The 19,018-nt window shown below is 47.3% G+C and carries 12 protein-coding genes; 7 read left to right on the top strand and 5 right to left on the bottom strand.

Features of this window, described 5'->3' with window-relative positions; all coding sequences use genetic code 11:
* Positions 1-186: 186 nt before the first annotated feature.
* The 3 genes from H9J30_RS05145 (at position 187) to H9J30_RS05135 (ending at position 8,086) form a co-directional block, all read left to right on the top strand.
* Complete coding sequence (locus H9J30_RS05145; protein WP_240130012.1) at positions 187-1,581, top strand: PhoH family protein; 1,395 nt, start codon at positions 187-189, stop codon at positions 1,579-1,581.
* Positions 1,582-1,846: 265 nt separating this feature from the next.
* Positions 1,847-5,557: a response regulator gene (locus tag H9J30_RS05140; RefSeq protein WP_240130011.1), complete on the top strand. Its 3,711-nt coding sequence runs from the start codon at positions 1,847-1,849 to the stop codon at positions 5,555-5,557.
* Between the two features lie 129 nt (positions 5,558-5,686).
* Complete coding sequence (locus tag H9J30_RS05135) at positions 5,687-8,086, top strand: zinc-dependent metalloprotease (protein WP_240130010.1); 2,400 nt, start codon at positions 5,687-5,689, stop codon at positions 8,084-8,086.
* A 45-nt stretch (positions 8,087-8,131) separates the two neighbouring features.
* On the opposite strand, the gene H9J30_RS05130 is transcribed toward H9J30_RS05135, so the two are convergent.
* Positions 8,132-9,940 carry a protein kinase domain-containing protein gene (locus tag H9J30_RS05130; protein WP_240130009.1) on the bottom strand — a complete coding sequence of 603 codons (1,809 nt, stop codon included), beginning with the start codon at positions 9,938-9,940 and terminating at the stop codon, positions 8,132-8,134.
* Positions 9,941-10,180: 240 nt separating this feature from the next.
* On the opposite strand from H9J30_RS05130, the gene H9J30_RS05125 reads away from it, so the two are divergent.
* Together H9J30_RS05125 and H9J30_RS05120 are read left to right on the top strand one after the other, a co-directional pair.
* Positions 10,181-10,519 carry a hypothetical protein gene (locus H9J30_RS05125; protein WP_240130008.1) on the top strand — a complete coding sequence of 113 codons (339 nt, stop codon included), beginning with the start codon at positions 10,181-10,183 and terminating at the stop codon, positions 10,517-10,519.
* 107 nt (positions 10,520-10,626) lie between these two features.
* Positions 10,627-11,283 carry a thiopurine S-methyltransferase gene (locus H9J30_RS05120; protein ID WP_240130007.1) on the top strand — a complete coding sequence of 219 codons (657 nt, stop codon included), beginning with the start codon at positions 10,627-10,629 and terminating at the stop codon, positions 11,281-11,283.
* Positions 11,284-11,505: 222 nt separating this feature from the next.
* Here H9J30_RS05120 and H9J30_RS05115 read toward each other — a convergent pair whose 3' ends face one another.
* The gene (locus H9J30_RS05115) at positions 11,506-11,697 is read right to left on the bottom strand and encodes a bacterioferritin-associated ferredoxin (protein WP_240130006.1); all 192 of its coding nucleotides are present in this window, start codon (positions 11,695-11,697) and stop codon (positions 11,506-11,508) included.
* A 231-nt stretch (positions 11,698-11,928) separates the two neighbouring features.
* On the opposite strand from H9J30_RS05115, the gene H9J30_RS05110 reads away from it, so the two are divergent.
* Complete coding sequence (locus H9J30_RS05110) at positions 11,929-13,503, top strand: methyl-accepting chemotaxis protein (RefSeq protein WP_240130005.1); 1,575 nt, start codon at positions 11,929-11,931, stop codon at positions 13,501-13,503.
* Between the two features lie 142 nt (positions 13,504-13,645).
* On the opposite strand, the gene H9J30_RS05105 is transcribed toward H9J30_RS05110, so the two are convergent.
* Positions 13,646-14,581, bottom strand: coding sequence for a D-2-hydroxyacid dehydrogenase (locus H9J30_RS05105; RefSeq protein ID WP_240130004.1), 936 nt, complete (start codon positions 14,579-14,581; stop codon positions 13,646-13,648).
* A gap of 89 nt (positions 14,582-14,670) precedes the next feature.
* Here H9J30_RS05105 and H9J30_RS05100 point away from each other — a divergent pair, with 89 nt between their 5' ends.
* Positions 14,671-15,006: a DUF3392 domain-containing protein gene (locus H9J30_RS05100; RefSeq protein ID WP_240130003.1), complete on the top strand. Its 336-nt coding sequence runs from the start codon at positions 14,671-14,673 to the stop codon at positions 15,004-15,006.
* A gap of 23 nt (positions 15,007-15,029) precedes the next feature.
* Here H9J30_RS05100 and H9J30_RS05095 read toward each other — a convergent pair whose 3' ends face one another.
* A complete protein-coding gene (locus H9J30_RS05095) occupies positions 15,030-15,752 on the bottom strand; it encodes a glycerophosphodiester phosphodiesterase (protein ID WP_240130002.1) in 723 nt (240 codons plus the stop codon).
* Between the two features lie 15 nt (positions 15,753-15,767).
* Positions 15,768-18,971 (bottom strand): mechanosensitive ion channel domain-containing protein, encoded by a 3,204-nt coding sequence (locus H9J30_RS05090; protein WP_240130076.1) that lies wholly within the window; start codon positions 18,969-18,971, stop codon positions 15,768-15,770.
* Positions 18,972-19,018: the final 47 nt, after the last annotated feature.

Below are 19,018 nucleotides of genomic sequence, written 5' to 3'. Positions count from 1 at the left end.
TCTCTGACTTTTGGTTGGCATTCAGTCAGAATGATGCCAATATTAGTGTAAGCCGCTAGCAACCTTTGTGAAGTAGAGGCTTGAACTTAAAGGTCATTCTTAACCTAACGCCAATCAGCTAAGGAGCCATATCCACTCACTGGAAACGAGAAGTAGCATAAAATAATCGAGCACTCTGGAGGCGCCATGGAACAAGACGACAGAAAGTTGTTTGTACTGGATACCAATGTGTTACTACATGAACCTTTGGCGATCTATTCGTTTAAAGAGCACGATGTAGTCATTCCTATGACTGTGCTAGAAGAGCTAGACCAGATTAAAGATCGAAAAAGTGATGTAAGTCGCGATGCGAGAGTTGCCATTCGGGCATTGGAAGATACCCTCGGCGGCGATACAACACCGGAACAAATTATTAATGGCGTCCCTTTGCCAAGTCGAGAAGGGCATGCTGATGCGATAGGCTCCCTTTCTATCTTCCCTGATCATCTTGTCGATTTTACCTTAGGCGCCCTGCCGGGGGATGGCAACGATAACCGCATTATCAATACCGCACTGCATCTACAAAACCTCCATCATCCGCGAACCGTAGTATTAGTCACTAAAGATATCAATATGCGCCTTAAGGCTAAAGGTGCGGGTATTCAATTGGTTGAGGATTATCGAACCGATCAATTGATCGATGATATTCGTTTCCTCAGTAAGGGGTTTTACCAATTTCAGGGTAACTTTTGGGAGCATTTAAACAAGGTGTCTACCGAGCGCCACGGTCGGCATACGATTCATGAAGTCCCTCTGAAAGATTTAGACAACGAACCCTTCTACATTAACCAGTATCTGATTGACACCGAATCTGATTTTTGTGGTCGCGTCACCGAGCGTAGCGATACTCATCTGCATATTTTGGATTTGGGCCGCGAGCGGTTAAAAAACCTCGAGGCGTGGGGCGTTAAACCTAAGAATGTTTATCAAGGCATGGCGCTGCAAGCCTTGCTCGATCCCGATATTGATCTGGTGATCTTAACGGGGCCAGCGGGTTGCGGTAAAACCTTACTGGCAATGGCGGCTGCGCTTGAACTGGTAGTTGAGCGCAATCGCTACGATAAGGTAATTGTGACCCGTAATACGCCAGAAATTGCCGAATCGATAGGTTTTTTACCTGGCACCGAAGAAGAAAAGATGATGCCATGGCTGGCGGCCATTACCGATACCTTAGAAGTGCTGCACAAGAATGATGTCAATCCGACCGGCAGTTTGAACTACATCATGGAGAAGGCGAATATCCAATTTAAGTCGATCAACTTTATGCGCGGCCGCTCGATCCAAAACTCCATTGTGCTTTTGGATGAATGTCAAAACTTAACGGCGTCGCAGATCAAAACCATGATCACTCGGATGGGAGAAGGTACAAAATTGATTTGTTGCGGTAACTTAGCGCAGATCGATTCGAATTATCTCACCGCAGTGACCTCGGGGTTAACCTATATCGTTGAGCGTTTTAAAGATTTCGAAGGCAGTGCAAACCTGTATCTGAATGGCGTTGTTCGTTCACGCTTGGCCGAATACGCCGAAGAACATCTATAGTGATAAGTGAATGCCTACGTTTCGAGATTAGATATTCGTTCTGCCGCAGTTAACTTTATTGTTACAAAAGGTCTCACTCGTGGGGCCTTTGTTTTTACGCATTTCTATGATTTTTCAATCAACTAATCATAGATTTTGACAACCATCATAAGGCAATTATTTGATGTGACACGGTGTTTCTTCCTGCTAGTATATGACCCATGTATGAATCCCGTAACTTTTGCCATCGATGGCTAAAATCAGGCGCTGCAATCAAGGGTAGTGGATGAAATCGACTGAGCCGGATCTCCAGCTAAAATCGCCGATCCAAAAGAATTATAACCGTGCCGTTTTTTATACCTACATCGGCGTGATTATCATGTCGTTGCTGACGGCCTGGATGTTTTTTGACCGCCAGAAAACCCAGCAGATGGAGCAGCGCGAAGAGCAAGTCGAGCGTCACGTACTGCAAATTGACTTATTACTGGAGTCGAGCATCCGCGCAGTGAAGAGTTTGCGAGATGTGGCTGTGGATCACCTGCGTTTAGGTGAGTTAGTGCGTAAGGATCGTTTACCACAGTACGGCAAATTTAACGAAAGTGGTCAGTACTTTACCTTAGAGCCTAATTACGCCAAGGGTGGCAAGCCGTTCACTAATATGGGGCGTATTACGGGCGCGGGTTCCCTCGATGGTCGCAGCGATAAGTTTTATCAAGAACTTGAAATGCTGTTCGAGCTATCACTGTCTTTCCCTGTCGCCAAAGAAGCCGCACCCAAAGCCTCGGCTATTTATTATTTGTCACGCCAGCGGATGATGTCCTATTTTCCTTGGACCAATAGCGATGAGCGCTTTAGGGATGAATTGCTCAACAAAAAACAATTCCAATACGCCACGCCGGCAATGAATCCACAACGCAGCGTGTTTTGGAGCGAAGCCTACGTCGACTCAACGGGTAAGGGATTACTGACGACCTTAGGTGTGCCCGTCTATCTCGACGATGAGTTTATGGGCTCGATTAACCTCGATATGACCTTGGCTTCACTGGCGCGGCAAATTCGGGTGTATTTTAAAATGCCGGGGACGGTGATCCTGCTCGATCAACAGAACAATATTTTGTCCCATAGTGATTTCGATGGCTCCGATATCAATCGGGTTTACCATATCAGCCAGCGTATTCCCTCAGAGCTGCATTCATTGCCCGAGTCTGAGTTGTTCGATGCCCACGAAGGGATTATTCGTAACGGTTACTATATCCACTCGGTCGCGCTGCATAATGCGCCTTGGCGCTTGTTGTATCTGCAAAATGAGGACGATCTGTTCCAAGATTCGGTCGAAAAACTGCAGCTGACTTTTATCTTGGTGGTTATTGCCCTGTCGGTATTGGTGACCATAGTGCACTGGCAAACGCGTCGCTCCTTCGTTAGCCCTGCATCACGTTTGTTATCGCATTTAGAGGGTTGTTCCCAAGAGCCGCGTAAACCGCCGGAAAAGATTACTCCTGGTTGGGAGCCTTGGTTCCTGCTGGTGAGCCGAATTTTTGAGGAAAACAAGCAATATACCCATCATCTGGCCGAGCAAAATAAGCGACTCGATAAACTGGTGGCGCGTCGCACTGAGCGGCTAAAAGATGCCACTGAGCGCCGCGAGCGTGAATATGCGCTATTGCGATCTCTGCTTGACTCCATTCCTGAAGCCATTGTCTTTAAAGATAAAGAAGGTAATTACCTCGGTTGTAACAAGGCTGCTGAGCGGATGCTGGGTTACACCGAAAGCGAAATGATCGGTCTTTCGTCAGAGGATTTAACCTCGCCAGAGATGGGCATTCGTATTCGTGCCGAAGATGCGCAGATTTTAAAAGATCGCACGCCGCTTCGTTATCAAGAAAAGGTCGAATTAGCGGGCAAGCCGGTGCTGCTCGATACCCTTAAATTGCCTTTCTATAATCGCCGTGGCGAGTTGCAAGGCTTGATTGCCGTATGGCGTGATGTGACGCGAGAGTACGAGTCTGCCGAGCAGTTACGCCTGTCGGAAGAGCGTTACCACTTAGCTATGGATGCGGTAGAGGACGGTCTATGGGATTGGTATCTGGATTCGGAGCATATTATTTGCAACCCGTCTTACTATTCGATGTTGGGTTATAAACCCAATGAGTTTCCTGCATTAGTGTCGGCGATCGACCAACTCACTCACCCTGACGATAGAATTCGGGTCGAAGAGTACCGTAATCAGTATCTTGAAAACCCAGTCGATGCTTACGAAATCGAGTTCCGAATCTTGGGCAAAAACGGCAGTTATCATTGGGTGCTTTCCCGTGGCCGTGTGGTTGAGTTTACCGCCGATGGTCAGCCTAAGCGTATGGTGGGTACCCATAAGGATATTACCCGTCATAAGAGTAACGAAGTGGCGCTGTTGGAGGCAAAACAGGACGCTGAACTGGCAAACCTGTACAAGAGTGAATTCTTGGCGAATATGAGCCATGAAATCCGCACGCCGATGAACGCTATTATCGGTATGTTGCAGTTAGCACAACGCACTTCATTGACGGCGCAGCAAAAGGATTACCTCGAGAAAGCCGGTTTCTCGGCGCAGTCATTGCTGCGAATTATTAACGATATTCTCGACTTCTCTAAGATTGAGGCCGGTAAATTGGAGCTGGAACGCGTACCGTTCCCGCTGGATAAGGTGCTCGATCATGCCCTCGATCTCAATGCGCTTAAGGCGCAGGAGCAAGGTGTTGAATTATTGCTATATGCGCCTGTAACTGCGGGATTAATTCTTAAGGGCGACCCGCTGCGTCTAGGGCAAGTGCTGATCAATCTGTTATCGAACGCGGTTAAGTTTACTCAATCCGGCGAGATTGAATTGGGCTGCGAAGATGTCGGCGAGCGAGATCATCGGATTACTTTAAAATTCTGGGTGCGTGATACCGGCATTGGGATCAGTAAAGATCAGCAGGAAAAGTTATTCGATGCCTTTGCCCAAGCCGATGGTTCAACCACCCGTAAATACGGCGGCACGGGATTAGGTTTATCGATCAGTAAGCATTTGGTCTCCATGATGGGTGGCAAGATGCAAGTGCAGAGTGAGTTAGGTGTGGGAAGTACCTTTAGCTTTACTATCAGCTTCGAAATTGCTGAAGAGGCGAAGGTTGAGCCTTTAATCGTACCCGAGAAACTCAATAACTTACGCACCTTAGTGGTGGATGATAACCCGACGGCACTGCAAATATATTCGGCACTGATGCGCGACTTCCACTTTGAGGTGGATACCGCAGCGAGTGGTGCTGAGGCATTGTACAAGTTGTCGCGGGATCCAATCGATTTATTATTACTCGATTGGATGATGCCTGAGATGGATGGTAGTGATGTGATCTGTGCCATCGATACTATGGTTGCAGAAGGTCGGATCGCGAAACGGCCGATCATTATTATGATGACAGCCTATGCGGCAGAGCCTTTGCTGCATGAAGTGGATAGCGCCAATGTATTTGCGGTATTACAAAAACCCTTTAAAGCTTCGAGCCTGTTCGATGAGATTATTGCTGCCTTTGCCGACGAACCAAGGCTCAATGTCGTACAGCCTATCGCTGAAGTGGCGGTAGAAGAAGGTGAGCACACAGGCTTAGTGCTCTTGGTGGAGGATAACTTTATTAACCAGCAAGTGGCGACTGAACTGCTAAAGAGTGCGGGCTACGAAGTGGTCGTGGCGGGGAATGGTCAAATTGCCCTCGATATTGTCGACTCGCGGCCTTTCGATGCGGTATTAATGGATATTCAGATGCCAGTGATGGACGGCTTAACCGCGGCGCGCGCACTGCGTGAACGTTATAGCGCCGATGTCTTGCCGATTATCGCCATGACGGCCCATGCGATGTCAGGTGATCGGGAAAAGAGTCTCGCCGCGGGGATGAATGCTCATATTACTAAGCCGATAGTGTTAACAGAGCTATTTGAAACCTTAACTCATTGGATTAAACACAAGCATAATCACCATTAATTGTTCGCCCGGGGCCAATGATGGCCCCGCGTGGTCATTTTTTAGATGAACACGTATACCCAACAATCTTAAGATGCTGAAACTTCTGTCTTAATGTTGCGAGGGTATATCGCCATTTCAGGAGGAAAGATGAAACCCCACAGTCTAGCACTCGCTATCCTGCTCTTAGGTTTGCCCACCCTTAGCGTTGCTGCTCTGCCGAGCACTCAAATAGTCAAACAGAGCCAAGTGGCAAAGGGATTTTTTAATTTTTACTATGAGCCAAGCGAAGGCGAGTTATACCTTGAGGTGAGCCGACTGAATCAGCCTTTTTTGTTGGTGACAAGCTTGCCAGAAGGTGTGGGTTCCAATGATATTGGCCTAGATCGTGGGCAATTAGGTCAAACCCGCATGGTGCAATTTGAGCGGCAAGGCCCTTATATCCAGCTTAAGCAGTTGAATACTCAGTATCGTGCTAATACCCAAGATGCCGCTGAAAAACGGGCAGTAGAGGAGGCTTTTGCCGATTCGGTATTGTGGCAGGGCAAAGTGCTTGAAGGTAAGCCGGATATGGTGGCGATCAGCGAGCTGGTGCTTAATGATTTACACGGTGTCTCAAACGTGTTGCAACAAACAGGGCAGGGCAATTATCGCCTTGATTTCACGCGTTCAGCCATCTTACCCGCTGGGGTGAAATCCTTTGAAAAAAACAGTGATGTGGATGTTCAGCTCACCTTTAAGGGCGATGTCGCGGGTGAGCAAGTCGCTAAGGTGACGCCTGACGGTACATTCATGTCGGTGCGGATGCGTTATTCTTTTGTCGAGCTGCCAGAGGATGGGTATCAACCTCGTGCTTATCATCCTATGAGCGGCTATCTATCCGATGAGTACCGCGACTATGCAACGAATTTTTCTGAGCCTCTAGTGCAGCGGTTTATTTTGCGCCATCGTCTACAAAAGGTGAACCCAGGCCCTGCCCCCAGTGAAGTGGTTAAACCTATCATCTATTACCTCGACCCTGGTGTACCTGAGCCCATTCGCTCGGCGTTGCTTGATGGAGCGCGCTGGTGGGAAAGTGCTTTTACCCAAGCTGGATTTATCAATGGCTTTAAGGTTGAATTGTTGCCGCCCGACGCCGATCCGCAGGATATCCGTTACAACATGATCCAGTGGGTCCACCGTGCGACGCGGGGCTGGTCCTATGGTGCTGCGCTCACCGATCCGCGTACTGGCGAAATCATAAAGGGTCAGGTCACCTTAGGGAGCTTGCGGGTGCGCCAAGATTATTTGATTGCCAAAGGACTCACTGCTGGGTGGCAGGATAGAGTCGCCGCAGAGAAGGCGGCTAATGAGCTGGCTTTAGCACGCATCCGCCAACTCGCTGCCCACGAGGTTGGCCATACCTTAGGGTTAGATCATAACTTTGCTGCCTCGACTAATCAGGATGCCTCTGTGATGGATTATCCCCATCCTAAAATCCTGCTTAAAGGTAAAGATATTGATATTTCTGCACCTTATGGCATTGGTGTCGGGCCGTGGGATAACTTTGTCATCGCCTACGGTTATAGCGATGAAGGAGACGTGACGGCTCAGCAGGCACTGCAAAATCAATTGCTGGCCGAAGTCGCGCGCAAGGGGCTACGTTACATCGGTGAAACCGACTCGCGTCAAAAGGATGCCAGCCAAGCCTATGCAAGCCTGTGGGATGGTGGTGATGATCCTATCGCACAATTGGTTGAACTCAATAAAATTCGCCTTAAGGCCATCGAAGGCTTTAGCCGAACAGCTTTGTTGCCAGGTGAGCCGCTCGGGGAATTGGCCGATGCTTTTGTGCCTATCTACTTACTCAACCGTTATCAAATCGAGGCTGTAGCCAAATTTATTGGTGGTACCGACTATAACTATCAGTCTATCGGTGACGGAAGTCGCTGGAGCTACATCGCGCCGCCATTACAATTGTCGGGACTCAATGCCCTATTAAGCACCTTAGATGCGGCCAGCTTAACGGTTCCGCCTGCATTATTGGAGACTTTAGTGCCTAAGGCGGGTAATTATCAGTTAACTCGGGAGTCCTTTGAGTCGGGGCTTGGCGTGGTTAACGATCCCCTCGGTATGGCAGAAGTGTCAGCTCGCCACACTGTAAGTTTACTGTTGATGCCAAAACGCTTAAATCGTGTGAGCCAAGCGTCGATGGTTGATAACGAGCAATTGTCGGTCGAGACGTTACTGAATAAGTTGTTTGCCGCGACGCTATATCAGGAAGATAAGCTTGGTTTGGTCGAAGGTGTATGGATGCGCGTCAATGCCGTGGTGATTGATGAACTGTTGTCGACCTATCATGATCCGCAGACCTCAGCGGAGGTGAAGGCTGCGCTCTTGGAGCGTGCTCAATTTGTGATAAAGCAGCTCAAAGCCAAAGCCAACCGCGCCAATGCTAAAGTGGCTGCCCACTATAATTGGCTGGAGCTGGGACTCAGTGTGGGGCTCTTGGATGCCAATAAAAAGCTTATCCCTAAGCCCTTAAGCTTACCGCCAGGCTCACCTATCTAGTCTAGGTTGGGCCGTCAGCATAATAGGCGCTAGCGAATAGAATCGTTAAGCGCCTATTTCTTTGGGATTTTTAGGATAAAAATACTCGGGCTTACGTTCAATATGGGTAAAGCGGCGGGTATTTTTATAGGGCAGTTTCATAAAGCCTGAAACGCCGTGCCCTTGAATTTTGCCAACATAATGCAGAATGCGGTCGAGGCTGGCACGAAATGCCGCCTGTTTACGCGGATTGAGCAATTTTAAGTAACTATGGATTTTTAAGTGGTTCGGCAAGGCTTCAAAAATGATGCAACCCGTATGGTGGATTTGGTTAATGCGCGCCAATTCCTCCATGATTTCACTCGGTAATTCAAGGTTTTCATCCGGGTCTTTGCCGTCTTCGAAGTAGGAGTGTAGCCGTGATTTATCCTCGAGTGTGGGCACATCGCCCACTTCAAAGGGCAGCTGTAAATCGGCACTAGCGACAAAAAGTTCGTGAATGTTTTCACGCTCGATATGTAGTGTGTCTCTGGCGTTAAAAAAGCAGGCTTTAAAGACGCCGATTCGTTTAATTCCCCGTGCTAGGGTCACCATATTATTGACGGCAATGATAAGGGCGCTTTTTTGTTTGGCGTCGTAAATGGCAAGATTGGAATCAATAAACACGCCAGTTTCTTGCCAATGGATTGCAAGCCCCCCAACTATGGGGTATTGACCGAGGCGACCCACGGCGGCGATAAAGCCTTTCTCGGTATCGCCCATTCCCGCTAAAAAGTTTCGGTAGTACTTTTCGAGTTGAATATCGTCCATCTTAGCGATGGGATCTTGGGCATTATGTTCTTTTAAGAATGATTTTCGCGAACTGTAACTGACGGTTTCGACATCTTTTTCACGGGATTGGACCCAGACGGGGATGTCCCCCATCAGCTCAGCTTTTGGCAATTCAGGTAAGTGCAATCTATGGCTGTGGCGCATGCTTTTTAAAAAATAATCCCCGGCCAGATTGCGCTGCACTGCATCGCTACTGAGCATTCCCTCTAGGGTGCGAGCTAATTCCATCGGTAAGCCGATGCTGGTGGGCGGGATCACCTGCGCGCCGAAACGACTCGCTTGCCCTGAGGCTAAGGCATATAAGGTCGCAGCGACGCCTTGCTCGTCAAAGCGAGGGCTTGATAGTGCGCCGTTTAACTGCTCTTCTCCAATAAAATACACATCTCCCATGCGGGCGTTGGTATGCTGTTGATCGCTCGACATCAGCGTCATGACATTATCTTCAACGGCCTTATTGTGCTCATTGCGTTGTGCAAACACGGCTGAGCCCCAGTCGATTAAGGATAAATGTTGGCTTTCAATATCATAAACAAGATTAGAGGGTTTAATATCGCCATGAACCAAGGGTTTACCAGTACGCAGATAGTAGAGAATATCGGCTAACTGGCGCGCAATACTCATCACCATGGCGGGGGGTAAGGCACCTAAGCGGCGGCAAAGCTGCTCCAGATCTTCGCCTTTGGCGCGCTCCATGACTAAAATCCCTTGCTTGCCGACCCGCTCAAATTTAATCGCCCCGGGGATATTGGGATGCTTGAGTAAGGAGAGCATAAAGGCTTCTTCTTCTAAGCGATCTTGAATGTGTTGCGGTAGATTAATTCTTGAAAATTTAAAAACATGGGCTTCATCGGCTTGGTTTATGCCCGCAAACACAAAGCCGTATGCGCCTTTACCAATAAACTCAATCTCTCGGTAGCCCAACTTACTTAGCTGTTGTTTACATAAGCGGATCCACGCCTTGTGCTTACGGGCATCGTTAGCTTTGAGCAAGTAAATCGATTGCTCTTCGGAAATGTAAAAATGTTGTAGTTGGGGTGTTTGCAATGCGAGGCTCCTTGTTTGGGTTATTTAAACAGCAAGCGGGTAAGTTAAGCAAATCGGAGCAGTGATTTATTTTATGGGGATAAAATGTGCGATGTTTGCGGCTTACCTATCCCATCATTTCGTCGCTGACTTTGATTTATATCAAGTTAAATCGTATCGAGTCTAGGTAATCTTAAGCACATTGGATTGGGATATATTTTGTTAAATTTCCCGTGGACAAAGTGGATTTAAGGATGGCATATGCCCGCCCCAGATAAGGCTTTATTGATCGAGCTATTAGAGTTTCCGCGTAAGCGAATTTTGCAGTCAATGGAAGTAACTCATTGTCCCCACGCGGTATTTTTTAATGATAGTGATGAGCAATGTCTCACTTGCCACCAAGGCATGGAATGTATCTGGATGAACCAGAATGATGAGCTGGTGGCTGTCGAACAAAAATCCGTCCCCGAACTAAAGCAGCAATTGCTGATTGCCGTCGATTTTATTGATTCTTCACTCAGCCCGCATCATCTCTCCCGTCGGCAATGCCAATGTGATAATTGTGTTTGGCTGCGCCGAGTGCAAGAAGCACTGTCTTAGTCATTAAGTGTTTACATCTCTATGATTAACTTGCGGTATCTAAGATTTTGCATCCACCCGTGAATGCCATTAGAGTAAGGATAACTTTAGTCTTTTGAGATATACCTATGGAACCTGGTTTTTGGCATGAGAAGTGGCAGCAACAACAGATTGGTTTTCACCAGCAAGAAATCAATCCCTTTCTCGTAATGTATTGGCATCAATTGGCACTTCCCGCTGATGCCAAGATCTTTGTGCCCTTGTGTGGTAAGTCTCTAGATATGTGCTTTTTAGCTGAGCAGGGGCATCAAGTGATTGGTTGCGAGTTAAATGAACTCGCCGTGCAGCAATTTTTTAGCGATAACCAACTACCGATGCAGCAAAGTGCAGAGGGGGAGCACCAGCATTACCAGACTGAGCAGATAAGTTTATATCAAGGGGATATCTTCACGTTACCTCACGCGATTACCGCTGAGGTGAGTGGTTTTTATGACCGCGCCGCCTTGATTGCTTGGCCTGAAAGCATGCGGGTGCAGTATGCAAAACAGTTAGCGTATTTATTACCGCAGGGCAGTGTCGGCTTGTTAGTGACACTCGATTACCCACAGGAGGCCTTAAGTGGTCCTCCTTTTGCGGTATCACCTACTTGGGTTGAGACACACTTAACTGAAGATTTTGAAATCCAGTCCTTGGCTTGCCAAGATGTATTGGCTGATAACCCGAGGTTTGTAAAAAAAGCAGTGCCTTGGCTCAATGAGGCTGTGTATTTATTAAAACGGCGATAATCACGACCGAATAACAGTATCAAAAAGCTGAGTGTTAGCGTTACATCCCATTGAACTCAAAGTGTTTATGATATTTGGGTTGCGTGGGATGTGTCATTAGGGAGTCATGTATTTGTCGTAAGATAGGCCTTGGGGTTGTTGCGGCAAACCTTATCGCTGTAAATGCATGTTAATCATGCACATTGGGTTGGAGTAAAAGTTAACAGGAGATGGGGCGAGACGTTAAGCGACTTCGTAGTATTTAGGTTCAATTTCCAGTTGATTCTGGATGATTTGTACAGCCATTCTCGCGCATTTACCGCATTGATTGGCAACGCCTAAACGCTTTTTAACGTCAGCAAGACTCGTGTCGCCTTGGCTTACCGCGTTTTTGATTTGCGTATCAGTGATGGCGTGACAAAGGCAAACATACATTTTTGAGAACTCCAACATAAGTTGGATTAATTCTAAATGAAAACGCTTATCAAATGCAATATTGTTGGTGGTCTTGTTTATTTAATTTTGTTATCTGTGGCACGTTTTTTGAGCTAATCTCAAAGTGTGTAAAGCAGGGCTAAGTGGTTACATGAAAATGGATGATCGGTATCTAGGAGGGGTAACTCATGGATGGCTGAATAGCATTCATCATAAAATCCAGGGGTTATTATGAGAAAAAATCTGCCAGTAACACAACGTGAATATGACTATCCTGCAGACTGGATTTTGCTGTCCACTACAGACACCCAAAGTCATATTACCTACGCGAATCAATCCTTCTGTACGGTTGCGGGATATACGCTTAATGACATGTTGGGGCAACCTCACAATATGGTGCGTCACCCCGATATGCCTCCTCAAGCGTTTGAAGACCTTTGGAAAACTATCCGTAAAGGTGAGCCTTGGAAAGGCATTGTTAAAAACCGTTGCGCCAATGGTGACCATTATTGGGTTGATGCCTATGTCTCCCCCATTATGATTAATGGCCAAGTGGCTGAGTTTCAATCTGTGCGAACCAAACCGAGCAGAGAGCAGGTTAGCAGGGCAGAAACCGCCTACGCCGAATTAAATAAAAGCGGCCAAGTAAAGGCATTAAAACGCAATTTTGATATGCCGACTAAGTTGGCTCTACTGGCCTTAATTGCGTTGCTGCCCATGTTGTATTTGGCGTTGCAGATGGGAGTTGTGGGATTTGTGGCGCTAGCCATCAGTGCTCTCGCGCTGTTTATCGGAGGCAATCTGATTTTAGGCCGCTATCGTGTTCTGGTGGCCAAGGCGAAGAAAATCTACAACAACCCTTTAATGGCGCATATCTATGCCGGGCAGTCAGATGATCTTGGCGCGATAGATCTTGCACTACAAATGCAAAACTCAGAGTTAAAATCTGTGTTAGGCCGCGCCCGTGATTCCTGCGATAAGGTGGCTCAAGAAGCTAAAATGTCAGCGGCAAAAGGCGAAGAAATTCAAAACACAAGCCAGTCACAGCTTTCTGAAATCGAGCAAGTGGCAACCGCAATGCAACAAATGACGGCAACGCTTGGGGATATGTCAGCTAATTGTGCCGATGCTGCGAGTGCTTCGCAGATGGCATCGGAGCAAACAATCAACGGCGATAAAACTGTAGTGAGTACTATTAAATCGATTCAGGCCATGTCGCAGCAGTTGCATGAAACATCGCAAGTGATCACTGAATTAGAAGGGCATAGCAGAGATATCGGCAGAGTGCTGGATGTCATTCAAAGCATTGCCGAGCAAACAAACTTATTGGCGTTGAATGCCGCCATTGAAGCGGCACGGGCGGGTGAGCAGGGGCGGGGCTTTGCGGTTGTTGCCGATGAGGTGCGGGCCCTCGCGAAACGCACTCACGATGCCACCAAAGAAATTCACAGTATGATTAATTTGTTACAGCAGGGCACGAATAAAGCCGTGCGCAGTATGCATGAAGGGGTTGAAGCTGCCTCTGAATGCATTACAACGGCAGATTTAGCCGGCGCGGCCCTGCGCACCATACGCGAGGCCATAGAGACTATTACCGATATGAACCATCATATTGCCAGTGCGGTAGAAGAACAATCCAGTGTGGCTAACGAGATGAACCGTAGTGTGGTGAATGTGTCGCAATTTACCCATGCTAGCCATCAACTCGGTTGTGAGATGGTCGGCCTTAATGATGGTGTGGTTGGTGAAATGGATTCCCATACTGTGTTAGTCGGACAGTTTTTAAAGCGCAGTTTTAAAGTTTAGTCTTGTCGTTATCCAACATATTGAATCAAAAGGCAATCAATCTTTGATTGCCTTTTCTTTTTGGCTTGAGAGTTTGAGCCTCGTTTCGCGAGCACGTGCTTGCCAGAACGAACAAAATCTAATCTCGAAATGTCAACACGCCCTAATAGCCCTGAGTAAAATCAACCTGATTTTGTAGCGGCTGTGCCGCGATATAGCGACGATAGTTATCACTAAAAATACGGACGATTTGCTCTGGGTGGCTTGGTGCCGAGATGTGGGGCGTGATGATGGCATTGTTTCTTTCCCAAATCGGATGAGTCGCAGGGAGCGGCTCCTGCATGAACACGTCAAGAATTGCCTGCTGCGCAGGATGGGCAATCAGCTGGGCGTTGAGGGCATCGAGATCGAGTACATCACCGCGGCCAACATTTACCAAAATAGCATCGGCTTTGAGCTTAGCGAGCATTGACTCATTCAACAGCTGGCGCGTTTCTGGTGTGCTTGGTAGTAAGTTAGTGACGACATCACTTTGGCCTAAGGCTAGGGCTAATTGCGACAGCGGCAAAATCACATCAAAGCCTTCGACCTCTCGGGCACCGCGGTTTACTCCAGTGACATGCATGCCAAAATGTTTAGCCGTCTTGGCAACATGTTGTGCGATGGAACCCGTCCCTAAGATCAAAAGCCACATTCCTTGTAAACTGGAATGGCGCATCGTACCTTGTACTTGCCAAGATTTTTGCTGTTGTTGCTGCTGGTAAAAATGATGCCCTCGCACATGGGCGAGCAGATAACCAAACAGATACTCACTCATTAAGGGGCCGAAAATCCCTTTGATGTTGGTGAGTTGATAATCTTTCCTCGCCCTTGGCCCCATGAGGGCATCAATCCCTGCAAAACTCGATTGCAGCCATTGCAGTTGCTTTGCATGGGGCAATAGTGGCGCGGCAAGTTTGGGCTCAGCAAGCCAGATATCGGCTTGACTAATATTGGCGGGGTTATCATCAAGCAACTCAAGCCCTGGCAGCTGCTGCGCCTCAATGAGTTGGCGATACTGCTCATTTACCTTCGTCAGTAAGAGTAACTTGTGCCCCATGTCGTCTCCCTTTATGCTTGGTTGTCTTTATTTTTCAATATGCTGCTGTCGTTTTTGGATTTTTGCAGCGCTATTTAGGTTGAGTTATTATGTTTGATGAGTTAGTCGCCATTATTAGCCATTTAGGCAATATGCTGCGCCCTTGGGCTTTCGACATCGCTACGGCCATGGTGGTGTGTTTGATTTTAGTGTTTTCAGCCGATGTGAATCGTATCATCAGGCGGCATTTACTTGGACACTCATTTATGCTGCGAACCTTGGTTTTTATTATTGTTAATGCCTTTGGCTACGGGCTGCTGATCGTTAAAGCCACGCCTTGGGTGGCAAGGCAAATCGTCGCCATGCCATCCCATTGGATGTTTTTGCTGATAGTGAGCATGTTTATTTTTATTGGCTATTGGGCGCAGCGAAATAGCCAAGCTTAAGGCGCTAAGTTCCTGCGATGTGGTTATTCGAAATAGCCCTGATAATCCGTATTGGTCGGTTGTGCTAGTGCCTGCATCGCACGGTCGGGGTAGTTGCTGAAGATGCCATCAACGCCGAGCTGCTGCAGAGCATGAATATCATCGCTGTGATCTACCGTATAAACATAGACCTTAGCGCCCCTTTGATGAGCATCGTCCACTAGGGCTTTGCTGATAAAACTCACATCTAAATGCAAAGAATATGCGTTTAGCTCGCTCACGACCGCCGCGCCATCGAGGGGAATACTGGCGAGCAAGGGCGCCACGAATGCCTGTGGCAGAGCCTGTTTGACTTGCTGTAAATAAGGGTGATTGAAGGAGGAAATCAGTAATTGCTCAGCACTGAACCCCAGCTCTGCAATAGCTTTGGGGTAAAGTTGGAGGAGTGGCGCTACTGTATTTACGCCTTTAAGTTCAATGTTTACCGTGGCGCGGCCAGCAACAAGCTCAAGCACTTGCCAAAGTGTGGGGATGGGTTCGCCTTTGACGGTGACATTGGCAAGATAGCCTTTGCTGACTAATTGGATTATTCCTGTGCCTGAGCTTTTACTGTCGAGTCTGCGGTCATGAAATACCACTAACTCACCTTCGACATTGTGCACATCCAGTTCAATGGCTTTGGCGCCTAATTCAATCGCTTTTGCCATAGCGGCTAAGGTATTTTCGGCTACATAACCGCTGGCACCGCGGTGAGCAAAAATAAGCATTTGTTTATCGTCCTATTAACTGCGAATTATGCCGACCTGATCGCGATTCTGGCCATTTTTAAGATGGATTTCCATTTGCGGATAGGCGAGTTCTAAGTTGTTTTCTTTGAGTTTTCGGGTAATACGTTTATGTAAGTCGTGGCGAAGTGGCCAACGCGCCGACATATCTTTGGCGTAGGCGCGGACTTCATAGTCTTGGGTATGTTTGCCAAAGCCTGCAAACCACACTTCAGGCTCTGGATTAGGCAACGCATCCTCGCATTCTTGCACCGCTTGATAAAGCGTGGCTTCTACTTTGGCGGGATCTGAATCACGGGCGACTGACACATGGACGATCACCCGAGTGATAGGATCCGACAGTGACCAGTTAATTAACTGCTCGGTAATAAAGGCCTTGTTTGGGATGATAATTTCCTTTCTATCCCAGTCGATAATCGTGGTGGCGCGGATCTGGATTTTACTGACAGTCCCCGTGAGATCGCGAATGGTGACGGTGTCGCCAATACGCACGGGTTTCTCGAACAGAATAATCAGACCCGAAATAAAGTTGGCAAAAATCTCCTGCAAACCAAAACCGAGACCCAGTGACAGCGCGGCAATCAGCCATTGTAGTTTTGACCATTCCATCCCAAGGTTCGAAAAGCCAATCAATAGACCTAAAAACACCACCAAATAACGGCTTACGGTTGTGATGGCAAAGCCAGTGCCGGGTGTTAGGTCGAGTCTTTGCAAGATCATCAGCTCAAGCAAACCGGGTAAATTGGTGGCGATCATCAGCGAAAAGCCAACGATGATTAAGCCAAATAACAGCGATTTCATCGTAATCGGAAGCTGCTGCTCAACCCCATTGATGCTGGTATTGGTGGTCCATAGGGTAATGCCATCAAGGAAGGAAAACAGCGCCGTATGGGTTTGCGTCCACAGGCCAATCAAACTGGCTAAAAAAGCTAACAGCAGTAAAGAGCGCACTAACCCGAGGGATTGACTCGAAATAGTTTCGAGATCGACCACAGGCTCTTCATAGGTGTCTAGGCCATCGTTTGAGGCATGGTGTGTTTCGCCTTTTTCACGTTGGGCTAAACGCTCTGCCCGTTTCGCTTTCGCCCGATCGAAGGCAATGCGGCGGCGCTCAATCAACATCCACCGCTTAATTAATTGATAGAGAAGTAAAAAACTTAACCCCAATACAATAGATAACTGTAGTTGCAGCAACATTTGGAAGGCGGTGAAGTAGTAGCCTCTAAACGCTAGCACCGCGCTCAGTAATGGGACTGAAATCAATAAGGCCCAAAGCATTTTTTGGATTAATCGCTTGTTTTTGCCGTCTTTTTTAGTATCGGTATTTTGCCGGCTCAGGAGCAAAATATCCTTGTATAACAAGAATAAAACGACACAAAAACAGATAAATGCACCGCGGCCAATGCTGTTACGGATAAGGGATGCATCGAGGATTTCAGTAAATCCCATAATGCCAAGTAAGGGGCTCGCGACAAAGACAAAGTGTTTTAGTCGCAGTTGACCCGCTTGGATAAGTTTTGAGGGGCGCTTGAAGTGGCCGACCAAGACGCCTTTATCGAGGGCAAGAATAAAAATTAAGCGATACAATAGGTAAACCAATCCTATTGCTAAAATTCCCATGCCAACGGCCTGCACAAAGTTACGCTCAGATTGATAAAATATCCATCCAGCCGCCACAATCGGTAACGGTTTGATTAAGGCGTAACCTAGGCTTAAGGCTAAGGATTTGAAGGTATAGATAAATTTATCCTGAGTAACATTCCCAACATAGGTGGCATAGTGACCAAGTAACCGATTGAATTTAGGTTTAATTAAATCTTGGATCACTAAACAAAGCACCAACAGAATGATCCACCATGACCAATAGTCGTTTTGCTCTTGCCAAGCTTTGCCAAGTTGCCCCCACTGTGCCTCTTGGATAAGCCACAGGGCGCTACGTTGAACGTCAGTTAGCCAAAGTTTGTTAATGCTCGCGGCATTAGGTACCCAAAAAAGATGCTCATTAAGCGTATTTTTTAGCGTGAGATGTTGTTGGCTAAGTTGCTGATAACTAACTTTTAGTTTGCCTAGTTCACTCAGATATTGGTCATAACTTTGCATTAACTGTGTGAGCAATGCTTGTTGTGAGAGCAGTAGCTTAATTTGCACCTCGCTGTAGCGATTGGTCTGCTCGAGTTCTTGTTCGTTTAGCGCCTGCTGTTGCTCTAGGTGATATCTATCTAGGCGAGCATCAGCGATCAGGGTTTGCAGTTTTTCATGGTTTGGTGGTTTGGGTAACGATTGCAACATTTGCAAGAAACGTTCACCAAAGGCGGAGTTCATTTTGACCCAAGTGATTTGCTCTTGAATATTGGCCAACTGCTTAGCTTGGGATTGATATTGCAGTTCAGCCTGTTCCTGTTGCTCAACCACATTATTGATTTGCAAGGTTAAGGTTTGGAGTTTTTGGCCATAGATCTGATTGGTGTCGGCGATATTGCGCGTAACTGGGTCGACGACTTTTGCAGTATCGACGAGATTTTTGGCCAAGGTTGCATCGGTTTGTCGCTGCCGCTGCTTATTTATCGCCTTATTGATGGTTTCAATAAAGGCTTCCTGTTGGCTCAGTTGTTGGCGCACCAGTTGTAACTGTAGTTGGGTGAGTTCGATGCGCTTTTGGCTGCTGGCGAGTTCAGCCTCATGGGTGGCAAGGCTTTGCTCGAAGAAAATCCGCTGCGTTTGCTGCAATTCACCCGTAGGGGTGTCGATAGGCGCCAATTCCGTTTTCTTATTTTGCAGCACATTTTGCCTAGCATTGGCAATGACGGAGGGCAGCAGGTTATGGCGCTGCAATAGCTCGTTGACTTGGTTACCAAGGGCGGTCTCGCTCTCTTTTAACTCAGACAAGCGCAAATAAGCCATTGAGGCTTGCTGGTTAAGAGCTGTGCCTTTATCCAGTTTAAGTTGGACTGCAGCCTCTTTGAGTCCTTGATTAATGACCTTTTTATTTTTTTCAAAATCAAGTTGAGCCTGCTGAAAGCTACTCGCATTCGCCGCCAGCCTATCAATGTTATTTTTAAGCTCAGTAATTTGATCGTCAATGCTGATATTTTGTTGCTGATTTTGGTTGTTTAAACCAAGGCGCTTATCCAACTGCAAGGGCGAATTGGCATGGAGAGAAAAAGAGAAAAAAGCAATAACGAACAATAAAATACGTGGCATATAGGCAAAAGCAATTAGGGGCGAAAGACGCACTCATCTTAGCCAAC

It is taken from the genome of Shewanella cutis, assembly GCF_022410515.1.
GTDB lineage: Bacteria > Pseudomonadota > Gammaproteobacteria > Enterobacterales > Shewanellaceae > Shewanella > Shewanella cutis.
The sequence above is the reverse complement of the archived record's forward strand: the minus strand, read 5'-3'. Positions and strand labels throughout refer to the sequence as shown.

Excerpts from the sequence above, each read along its gene's own strand:
- H9J30_RS05095 (WP_240130002.1), bottom strand. The coding sequence starts at position 15,752 with ATGCTTATTTTTGCTCACCGCGGTGCCAGCGGTTATGTAGCCGAAAAT.
- H9J30_RS05145 (WP_240130012.1), top strand. The coding sequence starts at position 187 with ATGGAACAAGACGACAGAAAGTTGTTTGTACTGGATACCAATGTGTTA.
- H9J30_RS05125 (WP_240130008.1), top strand. The coding sequence starts at position 10,181 with ATGCCCGCCCCAGATAAGGCTTTATTGATCGAGCTATTAGAGTTTCCG.
- H9J30_RS05100 (WP_240130003.1), top strand. The coding sequence starts at position 14,671 with ATGTTTGATGAGTTAGTCGCCATTATTAGCCATTTAGGCAATATGCTG.
- H9J30_RS05120 (WP_240130007.1), top strand. The coding sequence starts at position 10,627 with ATGGAACCTGGTTTTTGGCATGAGAAGTGGCAGCAACAACAGATTGGT.
- H9J30_RS05135 (WP_240130010.1), top strand. The coding sequence starts at position 5,687 with ATGAAACCCCACAGTCTAGCACTCGCTATCCTGCTCTTAGGTTTGCCC.
- H9J30_RS05115 (WP_240130006.1), bottom strand. The coding sequence starts at position 11,697 with ATGTATGTTTGCCTTTGTCACGCCATCACTGATACGCAAATCAAAAAC.
- H9J30_RS05105 (WP_240130004.1), bottom strand. The coding sequence starts at position 14,581 with ATGGGGCACAAGTTACTCTTACTGACGAAGGTAAATGAGCAGTATCGC.
- H9J30_RS05140 (WP_240130011.1), top strand. The coding sequence starts at position 1,847 with ATGAAATCGACTGAGCCGGATCTCCAGCTAAAATCGCCGATCCAAAAG.
- H9J30_RS05110 (WP_240130005.1), top strand. The coding sequence starts at position 11,929 with ATGAGAAAAAATCTGCCAGTAACACAACGTGAATATGACTATCCTGCA.
- H9J30_RS05090 (WP_240130076.1), bottom strand. The coding sequence starts at position 18,971 with ATGCCACGTATTTTATTGTTCGTTATTGCTTTTTTCTCTTTTTCTCTC.